Source organism: Pseudomonas sp. UC 17F4 (assembly GCF_900101695.1).
GTDB lineage: Bacteria > Pseudomonadota > Gammaproteobacteria > Pseudomonadales > Pseudomonadaceae > Aquipseudomonas.
In genome coordinates this window covers 5,073,501-5,098,996 of record NZ_FNKV01000001.1, presented here as the reverse complement: position 1 = coordinate 5,098,996, position 25,496 = coordinate 5,073,501, and the positions used below count along the sequence as shown (strand labels likewise).

At 57.3% G+C, this 25,496-nt stretch carries 26 protein-coding genes and 1 pseudogene; 15 read left to right on the top strand and 12 right to left on the bottom strand.

What is annotated here, in order from left to right:
• Positions 1-3: 3 nt before the first annotated feature.
• The 5 genes from BLR26_RS23180 (at position 4) to BLR26_RS23160 (ending at position 4,793) form a co-directional block, all read left to right on the top strand.
• Positions 4-1,125 carry a beta-ketoacyl-ACP synthase III gene (locus tag BLR26_RS23180; RefSeq protein WP_093386029.1) on the top strand — a complete coding sequence of 374 codons (1,122 nt, stop codon included), beginning with the start codon at positions 4-6 and terminating at the stop codon, positions 1,123-1,125.
• Positions 1,126-1,236: 111 nt separating this feature from the next.
• Entirely contained in the window at positions 1,237-1,848 is a 612-nt protein-coding gene (locus BLR26_RS23175; RefSeq protein WP_045193411.1) for an RNA polymerase sigma factor, read from the top strand.
• On the top strand, positions 1,842-2,072 hold the full coding sequence (locus tag BLR26_RS23170) for an anti-sigma factor family protein (protein ID WP_093386024.1): 231 nt from the start codon (positions 1,842-1,844) through the stop codon (positions 2,070-2,072). The genes BLR26_RS23175 and BLR26_RS23170 overlap by 7 nt, the downstream gene beginning before the upstream one ends.
• 198 nt (positions 2,073-2,270) lie before the next feature.
• Positions 2,271-3,584 carry an OprO/OprP family phosphate-selective porin gene (locus BLR26_RS23165; protein WP_045193409.1) on the top strand — a complete coding sequence of 438 codons (1,314 nt, stop codon included), beginning with the start codon at positions 2,271-2,273 and terminating at the stop codon, positions 3,582-3,584.
• 84 nt (positions 3,585-3,668) lie between these two features.
• On the top strand, positions 3,669-4,793 hold the full coding sequence (locus BLR26_RS23160) for a GNAT family N-acetyltransferase (RefSeq protein ID WP_093386020.1): 1,125 nt from the start codon (positions 3,669-3,671) through the stop codon (positions 4,791-4,793).
• Between the two features lie 32 nt (positions 4,794-4,825).
• Here the strand turns inward: BLR26_RS23160 and BLR26_RS23155 are convergent, their stop codons facing one another.
• The 4 genes from BLR26_RS23155 to BLR26_RS23140 form a co-directional block, all read right to left on the bottom strand.
• Positions 4,826-6,658 carry an ABC transporter ATP-binding protein gene (locus BLR26_RS23155; RefSeq protein WP_093386015.1) on the bottom strand — a complete coding sequence of 611 codons (1,833 nt, stop codon included), beginning with the start codon at positions 6,656-6,658 and terminating at the stop codon, positions 4,826-4,828.
• A 64-nt stretch (positions 6,659-6,722) separates the two neighbouring features.
• Positions 6,723-7,280, bottom strand: a complete 558-nt coding sequence (locus BLR26_RS23150; RefSeq protein ID WP_093386010.1) for a peptidylprolyl isomerase — start codon at positions 7,278-7,280, stop codon at positions 6,723-6,725.
• The gene (locus BLR26_RS23145) at positions 7,274-8,086 is read right to left on the bottom strand and encodes an alpha/beta fold hydrolase (protein ID WP_093386004.1); all 813 of its coding nucleotides are present in this window, start codon (positions 8,084-8,086) and stop codon (positions 7,274-7,276) included. The genes BLR26_RS23150 and BLR26_RS23145 overlap by 7 nt, the downstream gene beginning before the upstream one ends.
• 14 nt (positions 8,087-8,100) lie before the next feature.
• Positions 8,101-9,024: a PA3225 family LysR-type transcriptional regulator gene (locus BLR26_RS23140; protein ID WP_045193404.1), complete on the bottom strand. Its 924-nt coding sequence runs from the start codon at positions 9,022-9,024 to the stop codon at positions 8,101-8,103.
• Positions 9,025-9,073: 49 nt separating this feature from the next.
• Between BLR26_RS23140 and BLR26_RS23135 the strand changes: the two genes are divergently transcribed.
• From BLR26_RS23135 to BLR26_RS23125, 3 genes are all read left to right on the top strand, one after another.
• On the top strand, positions 9,074-9,388 hold the full coding sequence (locus BLR26_RS23135; RefSeq protein WP_093385999.1) for a 3-phosphoglycerate kinase: 315 nt from the start codon (positions 9,074-9,076) through the stop codon (positions 9,386-9,388).
• Positions 9,389-9,497: 109 nt separating this feature from the next.
• On the top strand, positions 9,498-10,097 hold the full coding sequence (locus BLR26_RS23130; protein ID WP_093385994.1) for an FMN-dependent NADH-azoreductase: 600 nt from the start codon (positions 9,498-9,500) through the stop codon (positions 10,095-10,097).
• Positions 10,098-10,275: 178 nt separating this feature from the next.
• Positions 10,276-11,154, top strand: coding sequence for a carboxylate/amino acid/amine transporter (locus BLR26_RS23125; RefSeq protein ID WP_045193401.1), 879 nt, complete (start codon positions 10,276-10,278; stop codon positions 11,152-11,154).
• Here BLR26_RS23125 and BLR26_RS23120 read toward each other — a convergent pair.
• The 3 genes and pseudogenes from BLR26_RS23120 to BLR26_RS23110 all read right to left on the bottom strand — a co-directional run.
• Positions 11,095-11,703, bottom strand: a pseudogene (locus tag BLR26_RS23120) (mechanosensitive ion channel family protein); the annotation flags it as partial. The gene BLR26_RS23125 and the pseudogene BLR26_RS23120 sit on opposite strands and share 60 nt — an antisense overlap.
• A gap of 211 nt (positions 11,704-11,914) precedes the next feature.
• A complete protein-coding gene (locus tag BLR26_RS23115; protein ID WP_093385986.1) occupies positions 11,915-13,207 on the bottom strand; it encodes a restriction endonuclease in 1,293 nt (430 codons plus the stop codon).
• Between the two features lie 168 nt (positions 13,208-13,375).
• Positions 13,376-13,834 carry a helix-turn-helix domain-containing protein gene (locus BLR26_RS23110; protein ID WP_093385981.1) on the bottom strand — a complete coding sequence of 153 codons (459 nt, stop codon included), beginning with the start codon at positions 13,832-13,834 and terminating at the stop codon, positions 13,376-13,378.
• A 324-nt stretch (positions 13,835-14,158) separates the two neighbouring features.
• Here BLR26_RS23110 and BLR26_RS23105 point away from each other — a divergent pair, with 324 nt between their 5' ends.
• The 5 genes from BLR26_RS23105 (at position 14,159) to BLR26_RS23080 (ending at position 18,079) form a co-directional block, all read left to right on the top strand.
• Positions 14,159-14,650, top strand: a complete 492-nt coding sequence (locus tag BLR26_RS23105) for a hypothetical protein (protein ID WP_093385977.1) — start codon at positions 14,159-14,161, stop codon at positions 14,648-14,650.
• A 118-nt stretch (positions 14,651-14,768) separates the two neighbouring features.
• A complete protein-coding gene (locus BLR26_RS23100) occupies positions 14,769-15,497 on the top strand; it encodes a metallophosphoesterase (protein WP_093385974.1) in 729 nt (242 codons plus the stop codon).
• A gap of 26 nt (positions 15,498-15,523) precedes the next feature.
• Positions 15,524-15,901, top strand: a complete 378-nt coding sequence (locus BLR26_RS23095; RefSeq protein WP_256326760.1) for a hypothetical protein — start codon at positions 15,524-15,526, stop codon at positions 15,899-15,901.
• Positions 15,902-16,265: 364 nt separating this feature from the next.
• Entirely contained in the window at positions 16,266-16,706 is a 441-nt protein-coding gene (locus BLR26_RS27575) for a hypothetical protein (RefSeq protein WP_256326759.1), read from the top strand.
• A gap of 341 nt (positions 16,707-17,047) precedes the next feature.
• Entirely contained in the window at positions 17,048-18,079 is a 1,032-nt protein-coding gene (locus tag BLR26_RS23080; RefSeq protein WP_093385962.1) for a hypothetical protein, read from the top strand.
• A gap of 143 nt (positions 18,080-18,222) precedes the next feature.
• Here the strand turns inward: BLR26_RS23080 and BLR26_RS27570 are convergent, their stop codons facing one another.
• Positions 18,223-19,263, bottom strand: a complete 1,041-nt coding sequence (locus BLR26_RS27570; protein WP_017133138.1) for a hypothetical protein — start codon at positions 19,261-19,263, stop codon at positions 18,223-18,225.
• A 615-nt stretch (positions 19,264-19,878) separates the two neighbouring features.
• On the opposite strand from BLR26_RS27570, the gene istA reads away from it, so the two are divergent.
• Together istA and istB are read left to right on the top strand one after the other, a co-directional pair.
• The gene (gene istA, locus BLR26_RS23065; protein WP_017133136.1) at positions 19,879-21,429 is read left to right on the top strand and encodes an IS21 family transposase; all 1,551 of its coding nucleotides are present in this window, start codon (positions 19,879-19,881) and stop codon (positions 21,427-21,429) included.
• Positions 21,426-22,172: an IS21-like element helper ATPase IstB gene (gene istB / locus BLR26_RS23060; protein ID WP_093385958.1), complete on the top strand. Its 747-nt coding sequence runs from the start codon at positions 21,426-21,428 to the stop codon at positions 22,170-22,172. The genes istA and istB overlap by 4 nt, the downstream gene beginning before the upstream one ends.
• Positions 22,173-22,343: 171 nt before the next feature.
• Here istB and BLR26_RS27230 read toward each other — a convergent pair whose 3' ends face one another.
• The 4 genes from BLR26_RS27230 to BLR26_RS23045 form a co-directional block, all read right to left on the bottom strand.
• A complete protein-coding gene (locus BLR26_RS27230) occupies positions 22,344-22,553 on the bottom strand; it encodes a hypothetical protein (RefSeq protein WP_143013305.1) in 210 nt (69 codons plus the stop codon).
• A gap of 200 nt (positions 22,554-22,753) precedes the next feature.
• A complete protein-coding gene (locus tag BLR26_RS23055; protein WP_093385953.1) occupies positions 22,754-23,263 on the bottom strand; it encodes a flavin reductase family protein in 510 nt (169 codons plus the stop codon).
• A 3-nt stretch (positions 23,264-23,266) separates the two neighbouring features.
• Positions 23,267-24,301, bottom strand: a complete 1,035-nt coding sequence (locus tag BLR26_RS23050) for a methionine synthase (RefSeq protein ID WP_093385948.1) — start codon at positions 24,299-24,301, stop codon at positions 23,267-23,269.
• Between the two features lie 27 nt (positions 24,302-24,328).
• On the bottom strand, positions 24,329-25,312 hold the full coding sequence (locus BLR26_RS23045) for a DUF1852 domain-containing protein (protein ID WP_017133129.1): 984 nt from the start codon (positions 25,310-25,312) through the stop codon (positions 24,329-24,331).
• Positions 25,313-25,496 lie beyond the last annotated feature (184 nt).

Genomic DNA, 25,496 nt, shown 5'->3' with positions numbered 1-25,496 from the left:
ACCGTGCATAACGTCGTCATCAGCGGCACCGGCCTGTACACCCCGGCCAACAGCATTTCCAACGAAGAGCTGGTGGAGTCCTTCAATACCTACGTGCAGCAGTTCAACCGTGACAACGCCGCCGCCATCGAGCGCGGTGAAGTCCAGGCCCTGGCCGAGTCCAGCGCCGCCTTCATCGAAAAAGCCTCGGGCATCAAGAGCCGCTTCGTCATGGACAAGGACGGCATTCTCGATCCGCAGCGCATGAAGCCGCGCCTGCCCGAGCGCTCCAACGACGAGCCGTCGATCCTCTGCCAGATGGCCGTGGCCGCCGCCGAGCAGGCCCTGCAACGCGCCGGGCGTACTGCCGCCGACGTCGATGCGGTGATCGTTGCCTGTTCCAACCTGCAGCGCCCGTACCCGGCGATTGCCATCGAAGTGCAGCAGGCGCTGGGCATCAACGGCTTTGGTTTCGACATGAACGTAGCCTGCTCGTCGGCCACCTTCGGCATTCAGACTGCCTGCAACAGCGTACAGTTGGGCCAGGCCCGCGCAGTGCTGGTGATCAGCCCGGAAATCTGCACCGGCCACCTGAACTTCCGTGACCGCGACAGCCATTTCATCTTTGGTGATGCCGCCACTGCCGTGTTGGTGGAGCGCGCCGACCTGGCCACCTCCACGCACCAGTTCGACATCGTCAGCACCAAACTGCTGACCCAGTTCTCGAACAACATCCGCAACAACTTCGGCTTCCTCAACCGCGCGGCCGAAGAGGGCATTGGCGCCCCCGACAAGCTGTTCGTCCAGGAAGGCCGCAAGGTGTTCCGCGAGGTCTGCCCGATGGTCGCCGAGCTGATCGGCCAGCACCTGACCGAGAACAACCTCAATGTCAGCGACGTCAAGCGCTTCTGGCTGCACCAGGCCAACCTGAGCATGAACCACCTGATCGTGAAGAAACTGCTTGGTCGTGACGCCCTCGAAGAAGAGGCACCGGTAATCCTCGACAGCTACGCCAACACCAGCTCGGCAGGCTCGGTAATCGCCCTGCACAAGCATCAGGACGACCTGCCACAGGGCGCCCTGGGCGTGCTCAGCTCGTTCGGGGCCGGCTATTCGATCGGTAGCGTGATCCTGCGCAAGCGTTGAGTTGCAACTACCGGTGAAGTGTCCCACGTTGTTGCGACACTTCACTGATAGCGTTGGCTGTAACAAATCCGCCTAATCGGACTCTACCCGCAGAACGATGGATGGATGGCGATGACTGCTGAACAACAAACCCGCTTGCTGGAGCGGCTGCTCAAGGGTGAGCAACAGGCGTTCAAGGAACTGGTCGACAGCTATCAGGGCGCCATGCGCGCAGTGGCCTATGCGATTGTCGGCAGCCGGCATGCCGACGAAGCGGTACAGGACGCCTGGCTGGCGGTGGTGCGCAACCTCAAGGGGTTCGAGCAGCGCTCGAGCCTGAAAACCTGGCTGCTGACCATTACCGCCAACGCGGCCAAGACCCGCTACAAGCAAAATCGCCGCGAAGTGCTTCTCGATGACCTGCCAGGCCCGCATGGCACCATTGGCGATGAGCGCTTTGCTACCGACGGCCACTGGCTGCAAGGGCCTTCGGCCTGGCATGAGGACACCCCTGAAGCCCTGCTCAGCCGCGAGCAGATGCGTGAGTGCCTGGAGCACACCTTGCTCAGCCTGTCGGAACTGCAATGCAGTGTGCTGGTGCTACGCGAGCGTCAGGGCCTGGAGCTCGAGCAGATCTGTAATCTTCTCGAGATTTCCCTCTCCAATGTCCGCGTATTGCTGCACCGCGCGCGCCTGAAGGTCTTCGCCACCCTGGAACATTTCGAGGAAACCGGTCAATGCTGAGCTGCAAGGAACTCGTCGCCCGCTCCAGCGACTACCTGGATGGACAACTGACCCTGGGCGAGCGCCTGATGGTCCGTCAGCACCTGTTGTTCTGTCGCCATTGTCGGCGCTTTCTCAAGCAGATGCGCGTGGCCCAGGCCACGGTACGGGCTTTGCCGGAACAACCGGCGGGCGACAGCGAGGCACTGGCCGAGCGTCTGGCGCGGGAGCTGAAAAACTCCTGAATCCGGCTCGGGAGGCTCTGCAACGGAGCTTTCCGGCTTATTTCATTTCGAAGTAAAAAAGTTCCCCTGTCACAAAACATTTATCTAAAAGCCACTGATCTGACATACACCCCCGCCAAGATTCCTCCCCAGCACAAGTGGCCTGAGCCGCGTGTTTTTCCAACATTATCAAGACCATAAAGTAGGGGAGCTTCTTCGATGATCCGTAAGCACTTCGCAGGTTTCGTAGCCAGCGCCTTGGCCATGGCCGTTACCGCCCAGGCTTTCGCGGGTACCGTGACCACCGACGGCGCCGATATCGTAGTCAAGACCAAGGGTGGCCTCGAGGTCGCTACCACCGACAAGGAATTCAGCTTCAAGCTGGGCGGTCGGATCCAGGCTGACTACAGCCGTTTCGACGGTTTCTACACCAACAACGGCAATACCGCCGACGCCGGTTACTTCCGCCGCGCCTACCTGGAACTGGGCGGCGTGATGTACAAGGACTGGGCCTACCAGATCGCCTACGACTTCTCGCACAACTCCGGCGGTGACAACCGTTCCGAAGACGGCTACTTCGATGAAGCGTCCCTGGCCTACAACGGCTTCAGCCCGGTATCGATCAAGGTTGGTCGTTTCGACCCCGAGTTCGGCCTGGAAAAAGCCACCAGCTCCAAGTGGGTGACCGCGCAGGAACGTACTGCCGCCTATGACCTGGTCGACTGGACCAACGCCCACAACGGCGGCCTGGGTATCCAGGCTTCGGGTACCGTCGGTGACTCGCTGTACGGCTCGGTCGGTGCCTTCGCCAAGGACGCCACCAACCAGGACAAGGACGGCGACAGCACCAAGCAGTTCAACCTGCGCGGCGTCTTCGCGCCGATGCACGAAGCCGGCAATGTCCTGCACTTCGGTATCAACTACGCCCAGCGTGACCTCTCCGACACCGCCTTCGATGGTCGTATCCGCAGCCGCCTGGGCATGCGCGGCGTCAGCACCGACGGTGGCCAGGATGCCGGCAGCAACGGCAACCGCCTGACCCTGGGCGGCGCCAACAACACCCCGGCCGGTGCCTACGACACCGACAAGGCCTGGGGCCTGGAAGCGGCATGGGCCATGGGCCCGTTTTCGGTACAGGGCGAATACGTCAAGCGTGACGTCCAGGCCGACAGCGCCTCGTTCTCCGACATCAAGGCAGACGGCTACTACGGCCAGCTGGCCTACACCATCACCGGTGAAGCCCGTGGCTACAAGCTCGGCAAGTTCGACAGCATCAAGCCTTCGAACAAGCAGATCGGTGCCTGGGAAGTGTTCTACCGCTATGACCACCTGAGCGTCGATGACGACAACGGCGCCTTTGCCAACATCGATGATGTCGAAGGCAAGGTCCACAACGTCGGCCTGAACTGGTACGCCAACGAGTCGATCAAGCTCAGTGGCGTATACGTCAAAGCCAAGGTCGACAACGCCCAGAACGCTGCCGGCGACGACAGCGGCGACGGTTTCGTAATGCGCGCGCAGTACGTGTTCTAAGCAACACCGCTCCTCATCCGTTAGATCTTCAGCCCCGCTTGCGCGGGGCTTTTTTTCGTCTGCGCGACGAGGCAGACTGCGCCAATGCCCAAGCTCATCCTGCAACACCTAGCCGAACTCACGCCTGCCACCTGGGACGCTCTGGTGCCGGGGGACCAGCCGTTCCTGCGCCATGCATTCCTGTCCAGCCTGGAAGACAGCGGCAGTGTCAGCCGCCACACCGGCTGGAGCCCCGTGCACCAGTTGCTGACCGACAGCGCCGGGCAACTGCGAGCGGCCTTGCCGGCCTACGTGAAAACCCATTCATTCGGCGAGTACGTGTTCGACCACGGCTGGGCCGATGCCTGTGAGCGGGCGGGTATTGCCTACTACCCCAAGCTGCTGTGTGCCGTGCCGTTCTCGCCGGTGACCGGCCCACGGCTGCTGGGCGACCCGCAGGCGGCGGCCGAGTTGGTGGATCAACTGACCGATGAACTGTTCGAGCAGGGGATGTCCGGCGCCCATATCAACTTCACCGATGCGCAGGCGGATGCGCTGATGCGCGAGCGTGACGGCTGGATGGAGCGCCTGGGATGCCAGTTTCACTGGCGCAACCAGGGCTACCGCGACTTCCAGGATTTTCTCGATACCTTGAGTTCACGCAAGCGCAAGCAAATGCGCAAGGAGCGCGAGCAGGTGGCGGGGCAGGGTATCGAGTTTCGCTGGTTTCGCGGCGAAGCGCTGAGTGAGGCGCAGTGGGATTTCGTCTTCGCCTGTTATGCCAATACCTATGCCGTACGCCGCCGTGCGCCGTATCTGACCCGGGAATTCTTCAGCCTGCTGGCCGAGCGCATGCCTGAAGCGATTCGAGTGGTGATGGCGCGCCAAGGCGGGCGTGATGTGGCCATGGCCTTCAGCCTGGTCGGTGGCGACAGCCTGTATGGCCGTTATTGGGGCTGCCTGGACGAATTCGACCGGCTGCACTTCGAGACTTGTTTCTACCAGGGCATGGATTGGGCGATTGCCGAGGGTTTGCAGCGCTTTGATGCCGGTGCGCAGGGCGAGCACAAGTTGATTCGCGGCTTTGAGCCGGTGATCACCCGCTCCTGGCACTATCTGCTGCACCCGGGCTTGCGCCGGGCAGTGGAGGAGTTCCTCGAGCAGGAGCGGGCAGGGGTGTTGGCTTATGCCCAGGAAGCGCGTTTGGCGTTGCCTTATCGGCAAGGTTGAGGGCCTCATCGCGGGGCAAGTCGAGGTTACTGTCAGTCGATCCCGACAAACCCCCCGGTCTGGTGATGCCACAACCGCGCATACAGGCCCTGATGCGCCAGCAACTCCGAGTGGCTGCCCATCTCGGCAATCCGGCCTTTTTCCAGCACCACCAGGCGGTCCATGCGGGCAATGGTCGACAGTCGGTGGGCAATGGCAATCACGGTCTTGCCTTGCATCAGGGTTTCCAGGCTTTCCTGGATTGCCGCTTCGACTTCCGAGTCCAGCGCTGAGGTGGCTTCGTCCATGATCAGGATCGGCGCATTCTTGAGCAGCACCCGGGCTATGGCGATGCGCTGGCGCTGGCCGCCGGAAAGCTTGACCCCGCGCTCACCGACATGGGCATCGAAGCCGGTCCGGCCCTGAGCGTCGGAAAGCTGCGGGATGAACTCGTCAGCCCGTGCCCGGCGCACCGCTTCCCATAGCTCATCTTCAGTGGCATCGGGCCGGCCATAGAGCAGGTTTTCGCGGATCGAGCGGTGCAGCAGTGAGGTGTCCTGGGTGATCATGCCGATTTGTGCGCGCAGGCTGGCCTGGGTCACCTGGGCGATGTCCTGGCCATCGATGAGGATGCGCCCGCTTTCCAGGTCGTAAAGGCGCAGCAGCAGGTTGACCAGGGTCGACTTGCCGGCGCCGGACGGGCCGATCAGGCCGATCTTCTCGCCGGGGCGGATGTCCAGGTTGAGGCCATCGATGATGCGGCTGCCCTTGCCATAGTGAAAGCTGACGTTGTCGAACTTGACCCCGCCGCGTTCGACCTTGAGCCTGGGCGCGCTAGGCGAGTCGTTGACGCTGACCGGCTGGGCGATGGTCTGCAGGCCGTCCTGGACCATGCCGATGTTCTCGAAGATGCCGTTGACCACCCACATGATCCAGCCCGACATGTTGACGATGCGGATCACCAGGCCGGTGGCCAGGGCGATGGCGCCGACGGTGATCAGCGACTGGGTCCACAGCCACAGGGCCAGGCCCGTGGTGCTGACGATCAGCAGGCCGTTGAGGCTGGTGATGACCACGTCCATGCTGGTGACCACGCGGGCGGCCAGCTGGGTTTTTTCGGTTTGTTCGCTGATCGCTTCGCGGGCGTACTGCTGCTCGAAGTCGGTATGGGCGAAGAGTTTCAGGGTGGCGATGTTGGTGTAGCCATCGACGATGCGGCCCATGAGCTTGGAGCGGGCATCGGAGGAGATCACCGCACGGGCCTTGACCCGTGGCACGAAGTAGTAGAGCGCGCCGATGTAGCAGGCGATCCAGGTGATCAGCGGCAACATCAGCCGCCAGTCGGCCTCGGCAAACAGCACCAGCGAGCTGATCGCGTAGATCAGCACGTGCCATAGCGCATCCACCGCCTGCACCGCCGAGTCGCGCAACGAGTTGCCGGTCTGCATGATGCGCTGGGCGATGCGCCCGGCAAAATCGCTCTGGAAGAAGTTCAGGCTCTGCTTGAGCACGTAGGTGTGGTTTTGCCAGCGGATCATGCTGGTCATGCCCGGGCTGATGGTCTGGTGCACCAGCAGGTCGTGCAGGCCGACGAACACCGGGCGCAGCAACAGCGCCACCACCAGCATCCAGATCAGCTCGCCGCCGTGCTCGCTGAAAAAGTTGACGTTCGGCGTGCCCTGGGCCAGGTCGATGATCCGGCTCAGGTAGCTGAACAGCGCCACTTCGATCAGCGCACCGATCAGGCCGACCACCAGCAGGGCGGCAAAACTCGGCCAGACCTGGCGCAGGTAGTACACGTAGAACGGCCATACCGTGGTCGGCGGCGCCGCGGTGGGCGCCTCACGGAAGATGTCGATCAGCTTTTCGAAGCGGCGAAACAGCATGAAAACGGTAACTCCTGTTCAGTTCGACCCGCGGGCCCGGTTCACGTCCCTGTGAAGCCCAAGGTCAGTCGATGCGTTTGGCCGACTTGATGAATACCGGGTCGACCGGCACATCGCGCATGCCTTTTTTCACTGTGGTGGGCGAGTTGACGATCTGGTCGACCACTTCCATGCCTTTGACGACCTTGCCGAACACCGCGTAACCGCGGTCGCGGCCCGGGTCGAGGAAGGCATTGTCGGCGACGTTGATGAAGAACTGGCTGGTGGCCGAGTTCGGGTCGGAGGTGCGCGCCATCGACAGCGTGCCACGGACGTTCTGCAGGCCATTGCTGGCTTCGTTGCGGATCGGGTCCTTGGTGGGCTTTTGCACCATCTGCTCAGTGAAACCACCACCCTGGACCATGAAGCCCGGGATCACCCGGTGGAAGATGGTGTTGTTGTAGAAGCCGCTGTCCACGTACTGCAGGAAATTCTTGGTGCTGATCGGCGCCTTCTCCGCGTTCAGTTCCACTTCGACCTGGCCGAAGCTGGTGTCGAGTAATACGTGGGGCGTCTTGTCGGAAGCCATCAGGCTGGTGGCGAAAACGACCGAGCAGGTGGCGAGCAGGAGTTTTTTCAGCATGGGCTCAATGATCCTTGAGAGGTGGTGGACGCCGCCAGGAACTGCAGCAGCGTCTGATTGAAGACGTGAGGTTGATCCAGGGGTGTAGCGTGCCGGGAATCTTCGATAACCGCCAGCCGTGCCTGTGGAATCAGCGCAACGTAGCGCTCTTTAAGTTGTACCGGGGTGTAATCCTGGTCGGCGCTGATGACCAGGGTAGGACAGCGAATCTGCCCCAGGCGTTGCGCCACGCCCCAGCCGACTATGGCGTCGAAACTGGCCAGGTAGGCGCGTTTGTCGTTCTTTGCCCAGCGCTCGGCCATCTTGCGGCGTAAATCGGCCTGCTGCGGCTTGGGGAACAACCGCTCGGCCAGGCCCTTGCCGATGGTTTCAAGGCTCAGCACGCGGGCCAGGGCCCAGCGCTTGGCCCACCAGATCCAGTCGCTGCGGCTGCGGCGCTTGACCTCCGGGGCGCTGTTGACGATGCACAGGCTGCGCAGCCACTGGGGATGATCGACGGCAAACTGAAAGCCGACCATGCCGCCCATGGACAGCCCGACCAGGTGTACGGGGCCGGTCTGCAACCGCTCGAGCAGGGCCAGCAGGTCGGCGCTGAAGCTGGCGATGCTATAGCGCTCGCGTGGCTTGTCGGAGCGGCCATGGCCACGGATGTCCATGAGGATCACGCGGTAGTGGCGAGCCAGCTCCGGCACCTGCATTTCCCAGTCCTGGCAACTGGAGCCCAGGCCATGCAACAGCACCAGCGGCTCGCCTTGGCCGTATTCCTCGTAGTGTAGCGAGCAACCTTCATGTTCGAAGTAGGCCATCGGCGTGATTCCTGTCAGGCTTGGGCGGGCGCGGCGAAGGGCACATCCAGCGGTGCGGTGTCGAAATTGCGCAGCAATTCGACGAGGATCTGCGTTGCCGGGCCCAGAGGTTTGTCCTTGTTCGAGTAAAGGTAGAACAGTGGGTGGCGACTGCCACCCTGATCCAGTGGTAAAGGCTTGAGCAGGCCTTCACGCAGCTCGCGTTCGATCAGGTGCCGCGGCAGCCAGGCAAAGCCCAGGCCGCTGCTGACGAAAGTGGCGGCGGTGGCCAGGCTGCCGACCGTCCAGCGCTGTTCGGCGCCCAGCCAGCCGACATCGCGTGGCTGGGCGCGGCCTGAATCGCGAATCACCACCTGCAGCTGGCTTTCCAGGTCCTGGAAGCTCAGTTCCCGGTTCAAGCGGTGCAGGCTGTGTTCGGGGTGGGCGACGGCGACGAATTCGACCGAACTCAGTTCGGTGCCCAGGTAGCCGGAAATGTTGAAGCCGCTGATGGCAAGGTCCGCAATGCCTTCATGCAGCACCTCTTCGACCCCGGACAGCACCTCTTCGCGCAGGCGCACCCGGCAGCCACGGCTTTGCGGCATGAACGCGCTCAAGGCGCGGACCAGGCGGGCATTGGGGTAGGCGGCATCGACCACCAGGCGCACTTCGGCTTCCCAGCCCTGTTCCATGTGATGGGCCAGGTCTTCAAGCTGGCTGGCCTGCTTGACCAGTTGCCGCGAGCGGCGCAGCAGCACGTTGCCGGCCTCGGTCAGCACCGCCTTGCGCCCGTCGATACGCAGCAGCGGTACGCCGAGCTGGTCCTGCATGCGCGCCACGGTATAGCTCACCGAGGATTGCGAACGGTGCAGGGCCTCGGCGGCCTGGGCAAAACCGCCGTGATCGACCACCGCCTGCAGGGTCCGCCACTGATCCAGGGTTACGCGCGGCGCTTTCATCTTCGGCTCCTGTTGTCCTAAGCTGGCGCTCTTTCATGGAGAGCGTCGTATGAAGAAATGTTGTGCTGTATTGCTGGCCCTGCTTCCGCTCACGGCCCTGGCCTATCCCATCGACGTGAAAAAAGACATCGACGGCGTCAAGGTCGACTACACCACCTACGACACCGACCGTGACATCGGTTCGATCAGCGTCAACAACTATGGCGACGTCGATGCCCAGTGCAAGGTGACTTTCCGCAATGGCCCGGAAGCGCCACGGGTACGCCGGGTGAATGTGCCGGCGAAAAAAAGCGTCGATGCCACTGCCAAGTTCAACCGGGAAATCATCAAGCTGCGCATCGCCTTGGAATGTAAGCCGAAATAAAACAATTTAACTGATAGGTTGGACCCAGTTTTTACGCTTTTTTATCGATAGGTCAATCATTAATCTTGCCTCCATCGACTTACCGAACTCGCCGATGGAGGCAAGCCCCATGTCCCGTGTACTCGTCATCGAAAGCAGCGCCCGCCAGCAGGACTCGATCTCCCGGCAACTGACCCGCGACTTCGTCAGCCAGTGGCAAGCCGCCCACCCGGCCGACCAGGTGACCCTGCGCGACCTGGCCGCCAACCCGGTGCCGCACCTGGATGGCAACCTGCTCGGCGGCTGGATGAAGCCCGAAACCCAGCGCAATGCCGAAGAGCTAAAGGCCCTGGCTCGCTCCAACGAGCTGACCAATGAAGTGCTGGCCGCCGATGTACTGGTGCTGGCCGCGCCGATGTACAACTTCACCATCCCCAGCACCCTCAAGGCCTGGCTGGACCACGTACTGCGCGCCGGCATCACCTTCAAGTACACCGAAACCGGGCCCCAGGGCCTGCTGACCGGCAAGCGCGCCTACATCCTTACCGCTCGCGGCGGCATTCATGCCGGCGCCAGCAGCGATCACCAGGAACCTTACCTGCGCCAGGTCATGGCCTTCATCGGTATCCATGACGTGACCTTCATCCACGCCGAAGGCCTGAACATGGGCGGCGATTTCCACGAGAAGGGCCTGAACCAGGCCAAGGCGCAGCTTGCCGCCGTGGCATAAGCCGGCAATGATTTTTCCCGCCTGACACCTGTTGCTCCTTTGGGTGTACCTGCCCGGTCTGCCTTGCGCGTGACCGGGCTTTTTTATGCTGCTTGGCGTGCTAGCCGGCCTTGCCAGCGACTATTGCCGGGCTAGCCGCTAACCGTTAAGGTCGCCGCCTCCACAGCAAGGGGCCAACATGGGCTATTTATTGATCGTCGCGCTGATCCAGGCGTTTTCCTTCAGCCTGATCGGCGAGTACCTGGCCGGGCATGTCGACAGCTATTTCGCCGTGCTGGCGCGGGTGTTGCTGGCCGGCCTGGTGTTCCTGCCGCTGACCCGCTGGCGCCAGGTCGAAGCGCGCTTCATGCGTTCGATGCTGCTGATCGGTGCGCTGCAGTACGGCATCACCTATGTCTGCCTGTACCTGAGCTTCCGCGTGCTGACGGTGCCGGAGGTGCTGCTGTTCACCATTCTCACGCCCTTGCACGTGACCCTGATCGAAGATGCCCTGAACCGGCGCTTCAACCCCTGGGCGTTGGTGGCGGCGCTGGTGGCGGTTGCCGGCGCGGCGGTGATTCGCTTCGACAGCATCAGCCCGGACTTTTTCATCGGCTTCTTGCTGCTGCAACTGGCCAACTTCACCTATGCCGCCGGGCAGGTGCTGTACCGTCACCTGATCGCACGCAACCCCAGCGACCTGCCGCATTACCGGCGTTTCGGTTACTTCTACCTGGGCGCCTTGCTGGTGGTGCTACCGGCCTTTTTGCTATTCGGCAACAGCCAGCACCTGCCGAGCACCGAGGTGCAATGGCTGGTGCTGCTGTTTTTGGGGCTGTGCCCGACGGCACTGGGCTTGTACTGGTGGAACAAGGGTGCCTGCCTGGTTTCCGGCGGCACCCTGGCGGTGATGAACAACCTGCACGTGCCGGTCGGTTTGCTGCTCAATTTGCTGATCTGGAACCAGCACGAGCCGCTGGGCCGGTTGTTCATCGGCGGGGCGGTGATCCTCGCGTCGCTATGGCTCAGTCGTCTCGGCACTCAGCGCCCGCTGCTGGCTGGGCAGGGTCGAGGGTAACAGGCCGGCGCGCAGGTCATTGCCGCTGGGTTGCTGGTACAGGCTCAGGCCGAACTCCGGCATCACCGCCAGCAGGTAGTCGAAGATGTCGCCCTGGATCCGCTCGTAGTCGGCCCACGCCGTGGTGCGCGTGAAGCAGTAGATTTCCAGCGGCACGCCCTGGGCGGTGGTCTGCATCTGGCGGACCATGCAGGTCATGTTCGGCTGGATCTCCGGGTGGCTCTTCAGGTAGGCCAGGGCATAGGCACGGAAGGTGCCGATGTTGGTCATCCGGCGACGGTTGGCGGACAGTTCGGCGACATTGCCCTGGGCCTCGTTCCAGGCTCTGAGCTCACTGCGCTTGCGGGCAATGTAGTCGGTCAGCAGGCGTACTTCGCTCAGGCGCTGCTCCTCATCGGAGCGCAGGAAGCGCACGCCGCCGGCATCGATGAACAGGCTGCGCTTGATCCGTCGCCCGCCCGACTGCTGCATGCCGCGCCAGTTCTTGAACGACTCGGACATCAAGCGCCAGGTGGGGATGGAGACGATGGTCTTGTCGAATCTACTTAATAGTGAGCTTCTAAGAATCCGGACAGCATTCCAGCCAATGAAACCGGGCTAAGGCTCAAAAATCACATGTCATTATTTTTTGAGACCAAAATGGACAGCTCATCCACGTAGCATTACACGTTGGTTCAGCCACCGCATGCAGAAGAGGAGGCAGCGAAGAGGTCAGGCCGTCTCCGCTCGCCGGTCACCTCTCTCGAAGCTGCTACTGGACTCAATCCGAGCGGACGTTCGCGTCTGCTTTTTCAGCCTGACTTTTCTGCCAGCAGTCCATGCGGTAGCTGAAAATTTGCTTGGCAATTTGAAGGAAACTTTCCAGGCTCTTGAGGGAAATGTCGGACTCCAAAAGTGGGCAGCGGTCATCAGGCAGCTTGCACAATCCAACCACGCATGCCTTCGTTGTCTGCTCAAACCAGAGGATCCTGTCATCCTCAACGCGTGGGTAGCCTTCCTGTTCGAAGCGGTACCAATAGGTGGCGAGATCGTGATCGTCACCCATCCGATCATCCCGAGTCTTGCGAGAAACGCGGGTACATGTAGGGACACAAATGCTCGTGATCTCTTGATCTACGTATCGAAGAACGGGCTCTAGCACCACCTCTAGCACACCTTCTGGCATAGGCTTGTTGGCCCATTCTGAAACAAATGCCTTCAGCATCTCGCTGACCAACTCTGCCGAATACTCCCTGAGAGTGATGAGGATCAAATGGCTCAAAGCCTTGAAGATTGGGGAATCGTTGACGCCATTGCGAAGGACTTTGAGGAATAGGTAGTAGAGGTTGGCGAGGGCAATATCGAGGGTGTGTAAGGCTTGCTCCGGGGTAGTTGCTGTTGCCCATGGGCGCAGCTCAAGGCTTCGGTTTGAGCATTCGTTCGCTATCAAGGCGAAGCGCTGGAACGGAGTTATCTCTAACTCGTTACGTGCATTCCAGAGTTCTTCTAGGAGTTTGACAGGCGTGTATTCAAACCGCTCCCAAAAGCGGGTGGTGAGAGCCTGTAAGCGCCCATCCAGGCTCAAGGAACGATCAAACAGTCTCAAGGCAACGCTGGGGTGGCGACACAGCATTTGCTCAAGCTTTGTGCGATCCCAAAGCTGGACTTTGGCCCGTGGACGCGGATCTTTGTTCCACTCTTTCACCCAGTCGGTTGTCGGATTGGAGAACGTAGAGTTGGTTACCACTACCAGGGTGTCTACGTGGCTGTAAGCTGAGGCATGGGTGGCTGCGTTCCTGACAACCTCGGGCGGTACAGTATTTTTCCTGCCCTTGCACTCGAACCAAAATGTCCTCGAGGACAGATCACCGTCTGGGGAGGTCACGAGGATCTGTGCCTCCAAATCTCTACCACCATCAGGCGCGCCGCCTCCTGCGCCGCCAATGCGCCACTCTATGTTCTGGGCCCCCATAGCATCGAGGAGCCAGAAGAGACATTCCTCCAAGTCCTTTGCCTTCAGGTGCTCGAATGGAATTGCGGAAGGGATGATCCAGTCCGGGGTGATGGTCGTCATGGTTCTGCTCGGTAGAGAATCTCTGGCAATTTTCCGCTAATTTTATGTTTTTGCCAGTGGCTCCTCGGCTTCGCCAAAACGCCGCACCGTGCTCAGTGGCGAGTGTCTCGTATAGCACTCGCGTTTCATCGGCTGCTGTTGGAGTGGTGTAGGAACTGGGCGTCGAGCCTACGAGCTTTGCTTATGCCAAAGCCGCCCGACTGTTGATTTCGGTAGCCCCAAAATCTGTGCAACCTCAGCTTGGCTACTCCCTGCTTTCTTCAGTTCCTGGACAGCTTCCCATTTTCTCTCTGCTGCCATCGTCTGAGGATGAGGCAGCTTTTCGGGCTGGGTAGGGAGCGTCGCATCGAGTAACTCAATATCGTCCAGTTCTTTCATGGCCAACTGCAGAATATCCCTCGCCGTGCTTTGGTCGTGGGCGGCGTAAACGAGAGCTAGCAAAGAGACGGGATGCAAATTCAGAGCTTCGGCTAGCTCTTGGCTTACTTCCAGGCTCGCAGACGTTTTGACCGCTTCGAGCTGGCTCACATGCGATTGCGTCACGGTTTGAGCGATGTCGTGCTGTGAGACATCCAGTCGAGCCCTTAGCAGCTGTAGTACTGCTGCGTACGCCTTCCGAAGCAACATCCTGACTCCCCTCCTAAAGTAGGAAGGTATGCCGCGTTTGCGCAATCCCATTCAAATCTATATATTTATGCTGATGGGATTTTCTGAAGTGACCTACGATCTCAGAAGCATCACAACGCCACTTCAGCGCTAGTCGAACTCCTAGGCTGCGGAGGCGCCGGCAAAGGACTGCCTAGCTGAAGACCAGAGAATCAGTATCAAAGAGAACGCTACCTACTGAACAATAGCCATAAATTGGCAGTGCGTGGCGGGAGTAGACTTGCGCAAAATTTCTGCTGCTTAGCTCATGAAGCATCGAGCAGGGGAGTGTGAGTCAATCATCAAATGATCATGTTTAACCAGTCGCCGTATCAGATGGCAGCACTGTCGAACGAGGAAATCCGCGTCATGTTTATTTCAGATGAGTCTTGTTTGGTTGGCTTTCCCGGATTCCCGGGGCCGGGCCGAACAGCTTGGCGAATGGTCGAGCGCGACTCGGAAGAGCTTTGGTACCACGTTCGCTTGCGTATTCGCGAAGGCGAAGGATCGCGTTCTAAAAAGTGTATGCCGGCAGACAGCGCTGTTCTGGCCCACCTGCTTTCGCAGCAAAGCCCAGATAACACCATCGAGGAGGTTCAGGTCGTGACCGCGCCTTGCATGAATGGAAGCAACTCAGACCGTATGGAGAAACTAGTTAGCTTGGTTATTGGCTATGACCAAAGCGGCGAGTGTGTCTTGATTCACAAAGTCGCGGGTGGAGCTGTTTACAGTAGTGCCCATAACAGTCTAGACGCAGGCTCCCTCATAGATGCTAGAACAATTTACGAAGATGCATAGAGCTGTGCTTTTGCTGCCGTTCAAACGATATGTAATTAAACACATCATAACTTTATCTCCCCTCCGCTGGAGGCGTTGGAAAGTCGATCAGCTGTAACAGATGGAGCTATATTATCCAATGAAGATGTTGATTTACTCCGACCTGCACTTGGAGTTCGCCGAATTCCAGCCTCCAGCAATAGATGTTGACGTGGTCGTTCTTGCTGGCGACATCTCCGTGCGCAGTCGTGGAGTGACATGGGCCAATGAAACATTCAAATTTCCAGTTATTTACGCTTGTGGAAACCACGAATTTTACAAAGGCCACATCGATCGAACGCTGACGAAGATGCGCGATGCAGCCGCAGAGCATGTGCACATCCTGGACAACCAGCCCCTGATCATCGGCGACATCAGGTTTTTGGTAGCAACAGCTTGGACAGACTTCACCGCGACCGGGGACTACAGGGCTGCGATGAGGGTGTGTGCGGAGGGGATGAGCGACTTCAAGCGCATTCGCATCGGGGAGGGCTACAGCAAGCTTCGTCCTGCCGACCTTATCGCTCGAAACATCACCACTCGTGAGTTCCTGGTTACGGAGCTTGCCAAAGGTTTTGAGGGCAAGACTGTGGTGATCACTCATCACTGCCCAATCCAAGAGGTCGCGGGTGATGGCCATGAAGGTCACCTGGGTGCTGCCTATTTCAATGAATGGCATGACCTGGTTGCTCTGGCTGACGTTTGGATTTTCGGTCACACGCATCATGCAGTCGACACAATCGTCTCGGGCTGCCGGGTCATTTCAAACCCTCGGGGCTATCCAGGAGAGTGCACTGGTTTTTCGTCGGACTTTACCATTGAGGTTTGACACGGTTACGCCAGCAGGTGCGGGCAATGTCAGTTTTGAAAAAGGAAGAGCTGATGTCAGCTGAGATCAACATTGAGTACCACTGCAAGAGCCCTTCGGATTTCCAGCTCAAGCGGATCATACGAGCGATGGCTTACAAGTACTCGCCTCCTGTCACTGCTTACTTGAGTGATGTCTTTATCTCGTCGGAGTGCGCTGCCGGCATCGTTTTCGGTCACACGAATCCGGGGCAGTTTGAGCAACGGGCCGATGGACACATTTTGCGGACTTCCCAGATCCAGTATCTGAAGAAGGCTGGGCGCTGCTGGGTGATCACGACGGCTGAGGGACGGTTCGTGTTGACATCGTTCAAGAGGGGATTGGGAAGGGCGAGTTTACGAGCACTCATTGCAAAGGATGATTGAAGATCGTAGCTAGGCGCCTCCGTGCGCTGGATGAACGATGCTGCGATCAAGCGCCCGAGAGGAATGTTCGACGTCGGTGAATGCTGCTCAGGATTTTGTAATCCCGAATCCGGTCGTTGGATAGGTGACCAGCATCTACCAGTCCTCGAATGTAGCCTTCAGCTTTGCCCCGAGCTTCACGCAGATCATCTATAGAAGTGCTGTGGTGGATGTCATCAACTATCAGTTGCCAGCGCTGACTCTGCTGGAGACCAATGGGGTCGACGGAGAAGACGGGGGCATTCAGAAGAGTTTTGTAATAGCTAGAATCGGGTGGATTGCTCAAGTAGGGCGCTCCTCGGGTTAAACATGGCTCGAGGTTATCATGCGCACACTCATTCGCCTGTTACTGGCCGGCTTATGCAGTGACCTTTTTCTCGCAGCGAAGCTTGCGAGAGGTGGTCACCAACACATGAGGTTTTACATGGTCAGACGCGGCACACCGCTTTCCTCATCCAAGATCGTCGACACACCTTTAGCTGCTATGCCCAGTAGCGTTAAAAAGGCAATGCAAATCGATTTTGGTTGGGAGATCACAGCTTTTCTCTCATCAGTTGAGTACGGCACCGGAGAGCTCTTTCTGGAGGGCATCGTTTTCTGTGATCGTGAGAAGCGGTTCGATGATGGTGATCCAATTCGAACCTCCTTCATCATGGGCTCTAAAGAGGTTCAGGGGTATCTGGTTGTTCAGACGCTGAGTAGCCGTTACGTGATTTGCGACTGGGCAGGTGATGGTGCTAGAGGGAACTCTAAAATTCAGCACTGAATGGGATGTTTAAGAGTTAGCATTCTATTAAACGCACCGCGTACTATGCCAGAGAAGGCCTCGGCTCGGGCAATGTAGAGACTATGGTTGCAACTACTCGTGATGCTGGCATTGAGCTTGTGACTGGCGGGTGGTAATGCTCGTTCGCAATGGACGATGCTGTATGGATGAGCAAATTTCCTGGCGGAGGCTGCAGGTCAAGAACCGTTGGACACGCTCGAGGCATTTTATAGCGCGCACAGCGTTGCCACTGGCTGATGATCGGTGCCTGATTAACCCGCTATTGCGTTGTGAACGACAGCTAGGTTTACTCTAGCTGTCATTCTTTTTGGATCAGCTCCATGGCCCATCCATCTCCAGCAGTGCTTGATGCCACCAAGCTCTTCGACAACGCGCTGACCTCTATACGGCTGGGCATCGAAGACTTCGAGCTAAGCCAGAAAGTGCGGGAGAATGGTGGGGATCCAGCGCGTGCGCTTTCGGCGGTACGGAATCTCTTCGCGGGTGTTCTCCTGCTTTTCAAGTTCAAGTTGGCTACTTGTGCCACTGATCCTGCCGCCGCAGCTCAGCTTGTATTCATGCCGCCTGAAATTCTTCCCCGGGGTGATGGTGTAGGAGGCGTGATATGGCTGCCAGCGGGAAAGTTCAAGCCTACAACGATTGATGTGGCGACGATAGAAAAGCGCTTCAAGGCGTTTGCCATTGAAGTTGATTGGGGTGTTATCCGAAAGCTTCAGGCGTGTCGGAATGACCTTGAGCACCTGCACCCGGCAAACACCCTGGGTGAGGTGGCAGACTTCGTGTCGGAGCTATTTCCTGTTCTTCGAGACTTTGTTCAGACTCAACTGCAGCTGTCGCCCGCATTGCTCTTGGGTGAAGCGTGGGAGTCAATGCTCAACCACCACAGGTTCGTTGAGTCGATGGCCGAGCAGTGTCGAGTGGGGTGGGCTCAGTCGGGTGTTCCTGAAAGGATGCAGGCCTGGTTGGAGGAGAGTTGCTGTGAGGAGTGCGGCTCAACTCTGGTAGCCCCTCATCCAGATTCATTGAAGGCGGGGCTGCAGGTAGAGAACGATACGGAAGATTTTGAATACCTCTGCCTGGCGTGCTCGCATTCTGGGCAGATCGCTGAGCGCATGCTTGAGGCACTCTCGGATGCCCATTTTTACGATCCAAGTGATGGAGAGGATCCTCCACTGGAGGAGTGCGATGTGTGTGGCATATCTGCTTACCTCACACATGACCAATCTTGCCAATGGTGCGGGGCAGAGCTGACCTACTCTCAGTGCGTGATTTGTTATGAAGGCCTGGGGCAGGACGATCAGCGCAATCGTGGATTGTGTTCCTACCATGCTAACTTGGCAGCCAAAGACTAAGCCCCAATTCGCGTCTTTTCCCAAATGGGAAATTGCACCTCACTTGACCAAGCGTTTGCATTCCACTTGACCACCTGTTTGCATCGGATTTGACCAGCCGTTTGCATTGGATTTGACCACCCAAAGCACGCAGTGGTGGAAAGCTAAAAAAGCGATGTGGGTGGCACCTTTTGAGGCTCGCCGTCAACGATGCACATCCATCCCCAGGTTCTGAGTGCTGACGTTTTGTGGAACTCTTTCACTAAGTCCCCCGCGATCTCGCCGACGTCGTCTCGCAAGGCAAACTGCGGACGCATCGCGTACATGACGTCCAATCCCATATCGCCGGCTAGAAGCTTGCACATCAATCTGGTGCGTAGCTTCCAAGGAAGGCTCTTTCCACGTCGTTCCGGATGATGGAAGACCATGGCGTTCAGATGAGCTGACGCGTGAATGTAGTCAGTGCTACTCATCCAAACCTCTAAGTGGGCAGGTACACCAAGGGGCAACACATTGAAGACTAGCCAGTCGATCAAGACCACTGCGACCCCGCGTGCTTGTAGCTCCATGGCGAGCATCAAAAGCACTTTGTGCAACGAATCTGCTGCTTTGATAGCCAAGGCACGACGGCCCATCTGATCTGCTTCCATCACTATGGCTACCAGCGCCGCTAGGCTATCTAAACTCGCCCTGCGCTCAAGCTTTTCTAGCAGGTTTTGAGTGACCAATTCGCGCTGTAAATTGCCCCACGCCGTGTCGCTGGCGGTTCGGAACAACACCCCCTGTACTTCGGCATTCAACGTTCCAAAAAAATGGTCGAAATCGATTTCCTCTTGCTTGATGCTTAGCTTGAGCAGTGTCCATAACGGATGATTCAGATCGCGAGAAGATCCCGGTGCCTGAAGCTCTACCTTGGCCAAGGTCTTGGCCTTGGGCGATACCGTTTTTTGCTCGTACCTTGACCACTTGCTTCGGTAATGCCGAATCGTGCCATTGCTATTCCTTCGAAACGAATCCGCTTCGAAATGCAGCTCAAGCGCGTAGGCCGTTTTGAGACCTGTCCGCTGCCTCAGCCCCTCGAACCAATAGCCCACGGCGAGCATTTCCACAGTGTTACTGCGGGGGTTGGTATTTTCCGGTACTTGTTCGCGCACATTATCTGCGAAATCCGAATAAATTTTCGCAATTCGTTTGAAGTCAGTCACTTACAAATTTCCAGCTAATGTTTGTACCGTAAAAAATGTAGAAGCCTTACGGCTGGAGTGCAAGAACGTCGTTTATTACTATTAACTGTGACCAAACCGGACATTAAGTGCGATGCGCGAGCCTCTTGAAATCCACAACCTGGCATCCGAATTAGAGCTTGATCTCAAAGATCGATATGGCCTGATGGTGGGAGGCAGTGCGTTGTGGAGAGAGCTGGGATACGCCTCGTATGACGCGTTCCGAAAAGCCAAGCAGCGTGGAACTATCGAAGTGCCACTTTTTGAAGTGCCTAATCGTCGAGGCTTTTTCGCCCTGTCCAAAGAAGTCGCCTGCTGGATAGCCACGCATCGCTGCGCTAGACAGCAAGCCGTATAAATCAAACAAATAGGAGTTTCACAATGAGCCCAGGCTAGGAGTTAGCCGGTGGAATTGGGACACAAAAAAGCCCAGGGGTGGAGCCCTAGGCTTTTTTGATGGTGTTAGGTTTTGAGCCCTACGCACCACCATTCTGTGTTCCCTCCCGTTCGACGTCAAGTCGGCCACCTTCCGTTTGTCTGCAATATTCACACGGCGCGATTTGTGAGGCTTCGACACGCCTATCGCGAGGAGGACACATGAGGCTGCCAGTACAATCGCAGCGCGAGGTGCTGCGTCTCGCATGCGACGCCAGCTTGTCAAACAGATCAATCGGTCGCTTGGCCAAAGTTTCCCATAATACAGTTCGCACTATGCGCGATCAGTTGAAGTTGTGCGGACAAACCTGGGAACAGCTGCGACACCTGGACGATAAAGCGCTTGCGGAATGCCTACACACTCAGCGCAGGCCCACAGCGCAGAGAAAAGTGTACCCATCTTGGGTCGCCATTCACGAACAACTGAAACTGCCAGACATCACCCTTGAATTGCTTTGGCAAGAGTTTCGGGAAACGGAGCCAGATGGCCCCTCATACGCCCAATTTACAAGGGTTTATCGTGAGTGGCTGAATAAGCAAAAGCTAAGCATGAGGCAGATCCACCTTCCCGGCGACAAGTGCTTCGTGGACTTCTGCGGACGGACTATGCCTGTGACAAACCCGGACACAGGAGAAATTGCCCAGGCTCAGGTATTCGTGGCTACGCTAGGAGCTTCCGGCTACATATTCGCCACGGCAGTGGACAATCAGACGACGCCGAATTGGCTCAGGTGCAATGTTCTGGCGCTTGAGTATTTCGACGGGGTTCCACGCTTCATTGTCCCCGACAACTTGAAATCGGCGATCACAAAAAACACTCGGGATCAGGTCGTTCTGAACCGTGCATACTCCGAGCTTTCCGAGCACTACGGATTCAAGATATTTCCGGCCAGGCCTCGCAAACCGAAAGACAAATCGCTAGGTGAAATTGCTGTGCAAATCGTACAGCGGTTTGTGCTGGCAAGGCTGAGAACCAGGACATTCTTCTCGCTGGAAGAGCTAAACGAACAGATTGGATACTGGGTCGATCAGCTCAACAACCGGGTGACTCGAACGTACCCTAAGAGCAGGGCCACTCGGTATCTTGAACTCGACTACCCCGCGCTCGGCTCTCTCCCAGAACAGCGGTACAGCTACAGTCAGTGGGTCTACCAGATTCGCGTGGGCACTGACTACCACGTCGCATTTGAAGATCACAGCTACTCAGTCCCCTATCACTTTGCGAACCTGCTAGTTGATTTGCGCGTGCGCGACGATTGGCTGGACATCGTGTACCAGCGCCGCGTCATAGCCTCGCATAAGGTCAACAGACAACGAGGATTCAGCACTTTGAGCGAGCACTTGGCACCCAACCATAGTCGGTACCAAGACTCGCAACCAGACGCACTGATGGCCTGGGCTGAATCTATAGGCCAGGAGACGTTGCGGTACGTGAAAGACAATCTCGCTCTGCGCCGAGACTTTGCGACTGGCATGAAGGCAGTCATAGGCTTGAAGCAAGATGTACGCAAAGGGGACATCTCCGCCTCCCGGCTGGAATCAGCCTGTGCGTATGCTAATAACCTGAACATCCTCAGTTCAGAGCGCCTGCGGGCAATCATTCGTAACGAGTCCGATCTGCGGCCCAGCCCCCAACGATCCGCCCCTTTGGTCGAACACGCCAACATTCGTGGCGCCGAATATTACGCAACACAAGGAGATGAGCCGCTATGAAACCGGTATTCAACACTGTTCAGAATTTGGTGAGCCTTGGGCTGCACGGCATGGCCGTGGCTTACGAGCGTCAACTGGAAACCCCGGCATTATTGAAAGAGGCGTTCGACACAAGGCTCGGATTGATGGTTGACGCCGAAAACAGCGAACGAGAAAGCAGGAAGATTGCGCGTCTGTTGAAAGCTGCAAGGCTTCGTGAGAGCGAGGCCACGATGGACACGATTGAATTCAAATCATCCCGTGGCCTAGACCGGAATACCGTAATGGCTCTCGGGGAGTGCGACTGGTTGATACGGCGGCAGAACGTAATCATAACGGGGGCAACTGGCACCGGAAAGACTTGGCTGGCTTGTGCCCTGGCGAACCAAGCCTGCCGCCTTGGACGACCAACGCTGTATCGCACAGCAACCAAACTCTTTGAAGAAATCTCCCTGTCTTACGCGGATCACACCATGCCGAAACTACGACGGCAATTGATTCGCGCAGAGCTGCTGGTCATCGACGACTTGGGCATAGGCGGCATCGATGCTCAGCTCGGCCCGTTTCTGCTAGACGTAATTGATCAGCAGTCACAAAATGGTTCATTGCTGATCACTAGCCAGTATCCGAAAGAAAAATGGTATGACTTATTTTCCGACCCCACAATCGCGGACGCGATTCTCGACAGAATCGTTCACAAATCCCACTTCATCGAGTTGAAAGGTGACTCAATGCGTAGGGTGAAAAGCCGCCGACGCGCTTGAAGGACACTGTTCGCGCCTGGGCTGGTCAGGTCGAATGCAATTGGTCACGTCGAATGCAAACGGGTGGTCAAGTGCAATGCAATCTTCTGAATTCAGAGCACTTTTGGCGTGTTCCGTAAAGGCTCAATCATTTTGGGGTGCTTACGAGCCAACGCCACTGAAGCGACGCTGTCAGAAGGGATCGGGGCCACCCTCGACGCCGGTAAACGTGATCTCAGGAGGTACGCCTGTTCGCTGCCACCCGAATTGATAATGCAGCCACTGATACGCACCTTCTTGGCGGTCAGCTACGAGCAACAGCGTCCATCCGACCCGGAGCAGCAGATTGGCATTTTCTTCATTGCGGGTGCTGATCAGTTGAGTTGTCTTGTCGATGCTCATCAGATGGCCTTCAAGCTGGGATGATCTCGATACGATAGCTCAAGCAGCCACTCATCTCGACCATAGGGCGTTGGGGGTATCCACGCCCATGAAGAACCGGCAGCTCTCGTCTCAAAGTTGACAGCGGTCACAGACAGAAATCGGCGAATAGCGGGCATCCTTTGTAACATCCAAGTTCCTGAACCTGCGCACGTAACGGCTCAAACCGTGCTATGTGTGGCGAGGTTGCGGTATTGCCCTTTGAAGTACAGCAACGGCTGTCCCGCAGTAGCTTGTTGCAGGTTCATCGCTTTCACTTCACCAATCACGATCACGTGATCACCTGCCACGTGCTCTGCGTGAATTTCGCAATCCAGCCAGTGCAAACTGCCAGCGATGATCGGATTACCCAGAGGCGATTCCTGCCAGTCCACCCCGAGCCATTTGTCCGTACCCCGCCGAGCGAACTGGTTGGAAATATCCACCTGCTCGCCCGACAGGATATTGACTGCGAATCGTCCTGCCCGGCGAATCCTGGGATAGCTCGCCGAACTGGACATGACGCTGAATGACACCAGTGGCGGACTCATCGACACGCTGTAGAACGACTGACAAGTAAAGCCAATCGGCTCGCCATCAACGTGCGATGAAATAACCGTAATACCCGATGCGTAGTGCCCGAGCGCTTCGCGAAAGCTCAAGGGCTCGATTGATTGACCAGGAAGTGACATCGCTCAACGCCCGTTCGAAAGTTCTCTGCGCACGATCTCTGCGCCGGCACTCAACGCGTTCAACTTGCCACTGGCCACTCGACGAGGCAACGGCGCCATGCCGCAGTTGGTGCAGGGATAGAGTTTGTCCGCATCGACGAACTGGAGTGCCTTGCGCAGGGTATTGGCAACTTCTTCAGGCGTTTCAATAGCATGGTTAGCCACGTCGATTGCACCGACCATTACTTTCTTGCCGCGAATGAGTTCGATCAGATCCATCGGCACATGGGAGTTGTGACACTCCAGAGAGACGATATCGATGCTGGACTTTTGCAGCTTCGGAAACGCTTCTTCGTATTGTCGCCACTCCGAGCCCAGCGTCTTCTTCCAGTCGGTATTCGCCTTGATGCCGTAGCCGTAGCAGATGTGCACGGCGGTTTCGCATTTAAGTCCTTCAATGGCCCTTTCAAGGGTGGCAACACCCCAGTCATTGACCTCATCGAAAAACACGTTAAATGCAGGTTCATCGAACTGAATGATGTCGACTCCGGCAGCCTCCAGCTCTTTGGCCTCCTGGTTGAGGATCTTGGCGAATTCCCAAGCCAGTTTTTCACGGCTCTTGTAATGAGCGTCGTAAAGGGTGTCGATCATCGTCATCGGCCCTGGCAGAGCCCACTTGATAGGCTGCCCAGTTTGCTGACGCAGGAATTTTGCGTCTTCAACGAACACAGGCTTTTTCCGAGCAACGGCGCCCACCACTGTCGGCACGCTCGCGTCGTAACGATCACGAATCCTGACCGTTTCGCGCTTCTCGAAATCAACGCCGTCGAGGTGCTCAATGAAAGTCGTCACGAAATGCTGGCGAGTCTGCTCACCGTCACTGACGATATCGATGCCGGCCAGCTGTTGTTCATGCAGAGAAAGGCGCAACGCGTCTTGCTTACCCTCGACCAGCTCATCGTCCTGCAGTTTCCAGGGTGACCAAAGTGTCTCGGGTTGGGCCAGCCAGGAAGGTTTGGGCAAGCTACCAGCCGTCGACGTGGGCAACAGTTTTTTCATGGGGGATAACCTTAATGTTCTAAATAATCAGAAAGCGCAGCTAACGGACCATTGCTCAAGCACGGCTTGATAGGGCTTGATGAATTGTTCTTCGGCAAACTTGCCTTGCTCGACTGCCAGCCGACTACGCTCTTCTCGGTCATACACGATGCGAGTCAGCGAGTAATCCTGGTTCTTCAGACTAGGCTGATAGGATTTTCCAGCCGCCGAATTCGCGTTGTAGATCTCAGGCCGGTAGATTTTCTGGAAGGTGTCCATGGTGCTGATGGTGCCAATCAGTTCCAGATTGGTGTAGTCACCCAGCAGATCACCCGAGAAGTAAAAGGCCAATGGTGCGGCGCTGTTGGGCGGCATGAAGTAACGAACCTGCAAGCCCATCTTCTTGAAATACTCGTCGGTCAACGAGTACGCGTCCTGCTCGTACTCAAAGCCCAGCACAGGATGCTGGTTCTCGGTTCGATGGTAGGTTCTGGTGCTCGACACACTGAGGCAGATCACAGGCGGCTTGGCAAAATGCTCTTTGTAGGCACTTGAATTGACGAACGACTTGAACAGCTTGCCGTGCAAATCGCCAAAATCTTCTGGCGTGCTGAAACCGGCCTGGTTCTTGTTGTGCTCCAGCAAGCGCACGCTGAAATCGTAGTCCCGCACGTAGGACGAGAAGTTGTTGCCCACGATGCCGTTGATACGCTCGCCGGTTTTTTGATCAACAATCGTCGTTTTCAGCACCTCAATCAGCGGTATGGTGTGGTCTCGACTTTCAGCATCGATATTCATTTCAGCGGAAATGATATCCAACTTGACCGTGTAACGATCCCCCTTAGGGTTATCCCAATGCGCCAGAGCGTTGAAGCGGTTATCAATCATCTTGAGCGTGTTGCGCAAATTCTCCTCACGGCTCGCACCTCTGGCCAGATTGGCGAAGTTGGTCGTGATCCGAGTATTGTCGGAAGGAGTGTAATGCTCATCAAAGCTGATGCTGTTGATGGAAAAAGTGAATTCTTTGTTCATCGTGCCTGACACCCTGTTCGTCGCGCCAGACCTGAATTTGCTGATTGCCTTTCAGATGTGGCCATCGTTCCGTTTTCTCACGCCACAGCCTTTAGATCGCCGGTCGTGAAGAGCTGGGCGCATTTTATGCGGGGTGCCTGTATGAATAAAAACGAATTAATTTCAATAAAATATTAGGAACGTT

Excerpts from the sequence above, each read along its gene's own strand:
- BLR26_RS23175 (WP_045193411.1), top strand. The coding sequence starts at position 1,237 with ATGACTGCTGAACAACAAACCCGCTTGCTGGAGCGGCTGCTCAAGGGT.
- BLR26_RS23170 (WP_093386024.1), top strand. The coding sequence starts at position 1,842 with ATGCTGAGCTGCAAGGAACTCGTCGCCCGCTCCAGCGACTACCTGGAT.
- BLR26_RS23165 (WP_045193409.1), top strand. The coding sequence starts at position 2,271 with ATGATCCGTAAGCACTTCGCAGGTTTCGTAGCCAGCGCCTTGGCCATG.
- BLR26_RS23160 (WP_093386020.1), top strand. The coding sequence starts at position 3,669 with ATGCCCAAGCTCATCCTGCAACACCTAGCCGAACTCACGCCTGCCACC.
- BLR26_RS23155 (WP_093386015.1), bottom strand. The coding sequence starts at position 6,658 with ATGCTGTTTCGCCGCTTCGAAAAGCTGATCGACATCTTCCGTGAGGCG.
- BLR26_RS23150 (WP_093386010.1), bottom strand. The coding sequence starts at position 7,280 with ATGCTGAAAAAACTCCTGCTCGCCACCTGCTCGGTCGTTTTCGCCACC.
- BLR26_RS23145 (WP_093386004.1), bottom strand. The coding sequence starts at position 8,086 with ATGGCCTACTTCGAACATGAAGGTTGCTCGCTACACTACGAGGAATAC.
- BLR26_RS23140 (WP_045193404.1), bottom strand. The coding sequence starts at position 9,024 with ATGAAAGCGCCGCGCGTAACCCTGGATCAGTGGCGGACCCTGCAGGCG.
- BLR26_RS23135 (WP_093385999.1), top strand. The coding sequence starts at position 9,074 with ATGAAGAAATGTTGTGCTGTATTGCTGGCCCTGCTTCCGCTCACGGCC.
- BLR26_RS23130 (WP_093385994.1), top strand. The coding sequence starts at position 9,498 with ATGTCCCGTGTACTCGTCATCGAAAGCAGCGCCCGCCAGCAGGACTCG.
- BLR26_RS23125 (WP_045193401.1), top strand. The coding sequence starts at position 10,276 with ATGGGCTATTTATTGATCGTCGCGCTGATCCAGGCGTTTTCCTTCAGC.
- BLR26_RS23115 (WP_093385986.1), bottom strand. The coding sequence starts at position 13,207 with ATGACGACCATCACCCCGGACTGGATCATCCCTTCCGCAATTCCATTC.
- BLR26_RS23110 (WP_093385981.1), bottom strand. The coding sequence starts at position 13,834 with ATGTTGCTTCGGAAGGCGTACGCAGCAGTACTACAGCTGCTAAGGGCT.
- BLR26_RS23105 (WP_093385977.1), top strand. The coding sequence starts at position 14,159 with ATGATCATGTTTAACCAGTCGCCGTATCAGATGGCAGCACTGTCGAAC.
- BLR26_RS23100 (WP_093385974.1), top strand. The coding sequence starts at position 14,769 with ATGAAGATGTTGATTTACTCCGACCTGCACTTGGAGTTCGCCGAATTC.
- BLR26_RS23095 (WP_256326760.1), top strand. The coding sequence starts at position 15,524 with ATGTCAGTTTTGAAAAAGGAAGAGCTGATGTCAGCTGAGATCAACATT.
- BLR26_RS27575 (WP_256326759.1), top strand. The coding sequence starts at position 16,266 with ATGCGCACACTCATTCGCCTGTTACTGGCCGGCTTATGCAGTGACCTT.
- BLR26_RS23080 (WP_093385962.1), top strand. The coding sequence starts at position 17,048 with ATGGCCCATCCATCTCCAGCAGTGCTTGATGCCACCAAGCTCTTCGAC.
- istA (WP_017133136.1), top strand. The coding sequence starts at position 19,879 with ATGAGGCTGCCAGTACAATCGCAGCGCGAGGTGCTGCGTCTCGCATGC.
- istB (WP_093385958.1), top strand. The coding sequence starts at position 21,426 with ATGAAACCGGTATTCAACACTGTTCAGAATTTGGTGAGCCTTGGGCTG.
- BLR26_RS27230 (WP_143013305.1), bottom strand. The coding sequence starts at position 22,553 with ATGAGCATCGACAAGACAACTCAACTGATCAGCACCCGCAATGAAGAA.
- BLR26_RS23055 (WP_093385953.1), bottom strand. The coding sequence starts at position 23,263 with ATGTCACTTCCTGGTCAATCAATCGAGCCCTTGAGCTTTCGCGAAGCG.
- BLR26_RS23050 (WP_093385948.1), bottom strand. The coding sequence starts at position 24,301 with ATGAAAAAACTGTTGCCCACGTCGACGGCTGGTAGCTTGCCCAAACCT.
- BLR26_RS23045 (WP_017133129.1), bottom strand. The coding sequence starts at position 25,312 with ATGAACAAAGAATTCACTTTTTCCATCAACAGCATCAGCTTTGATGAG.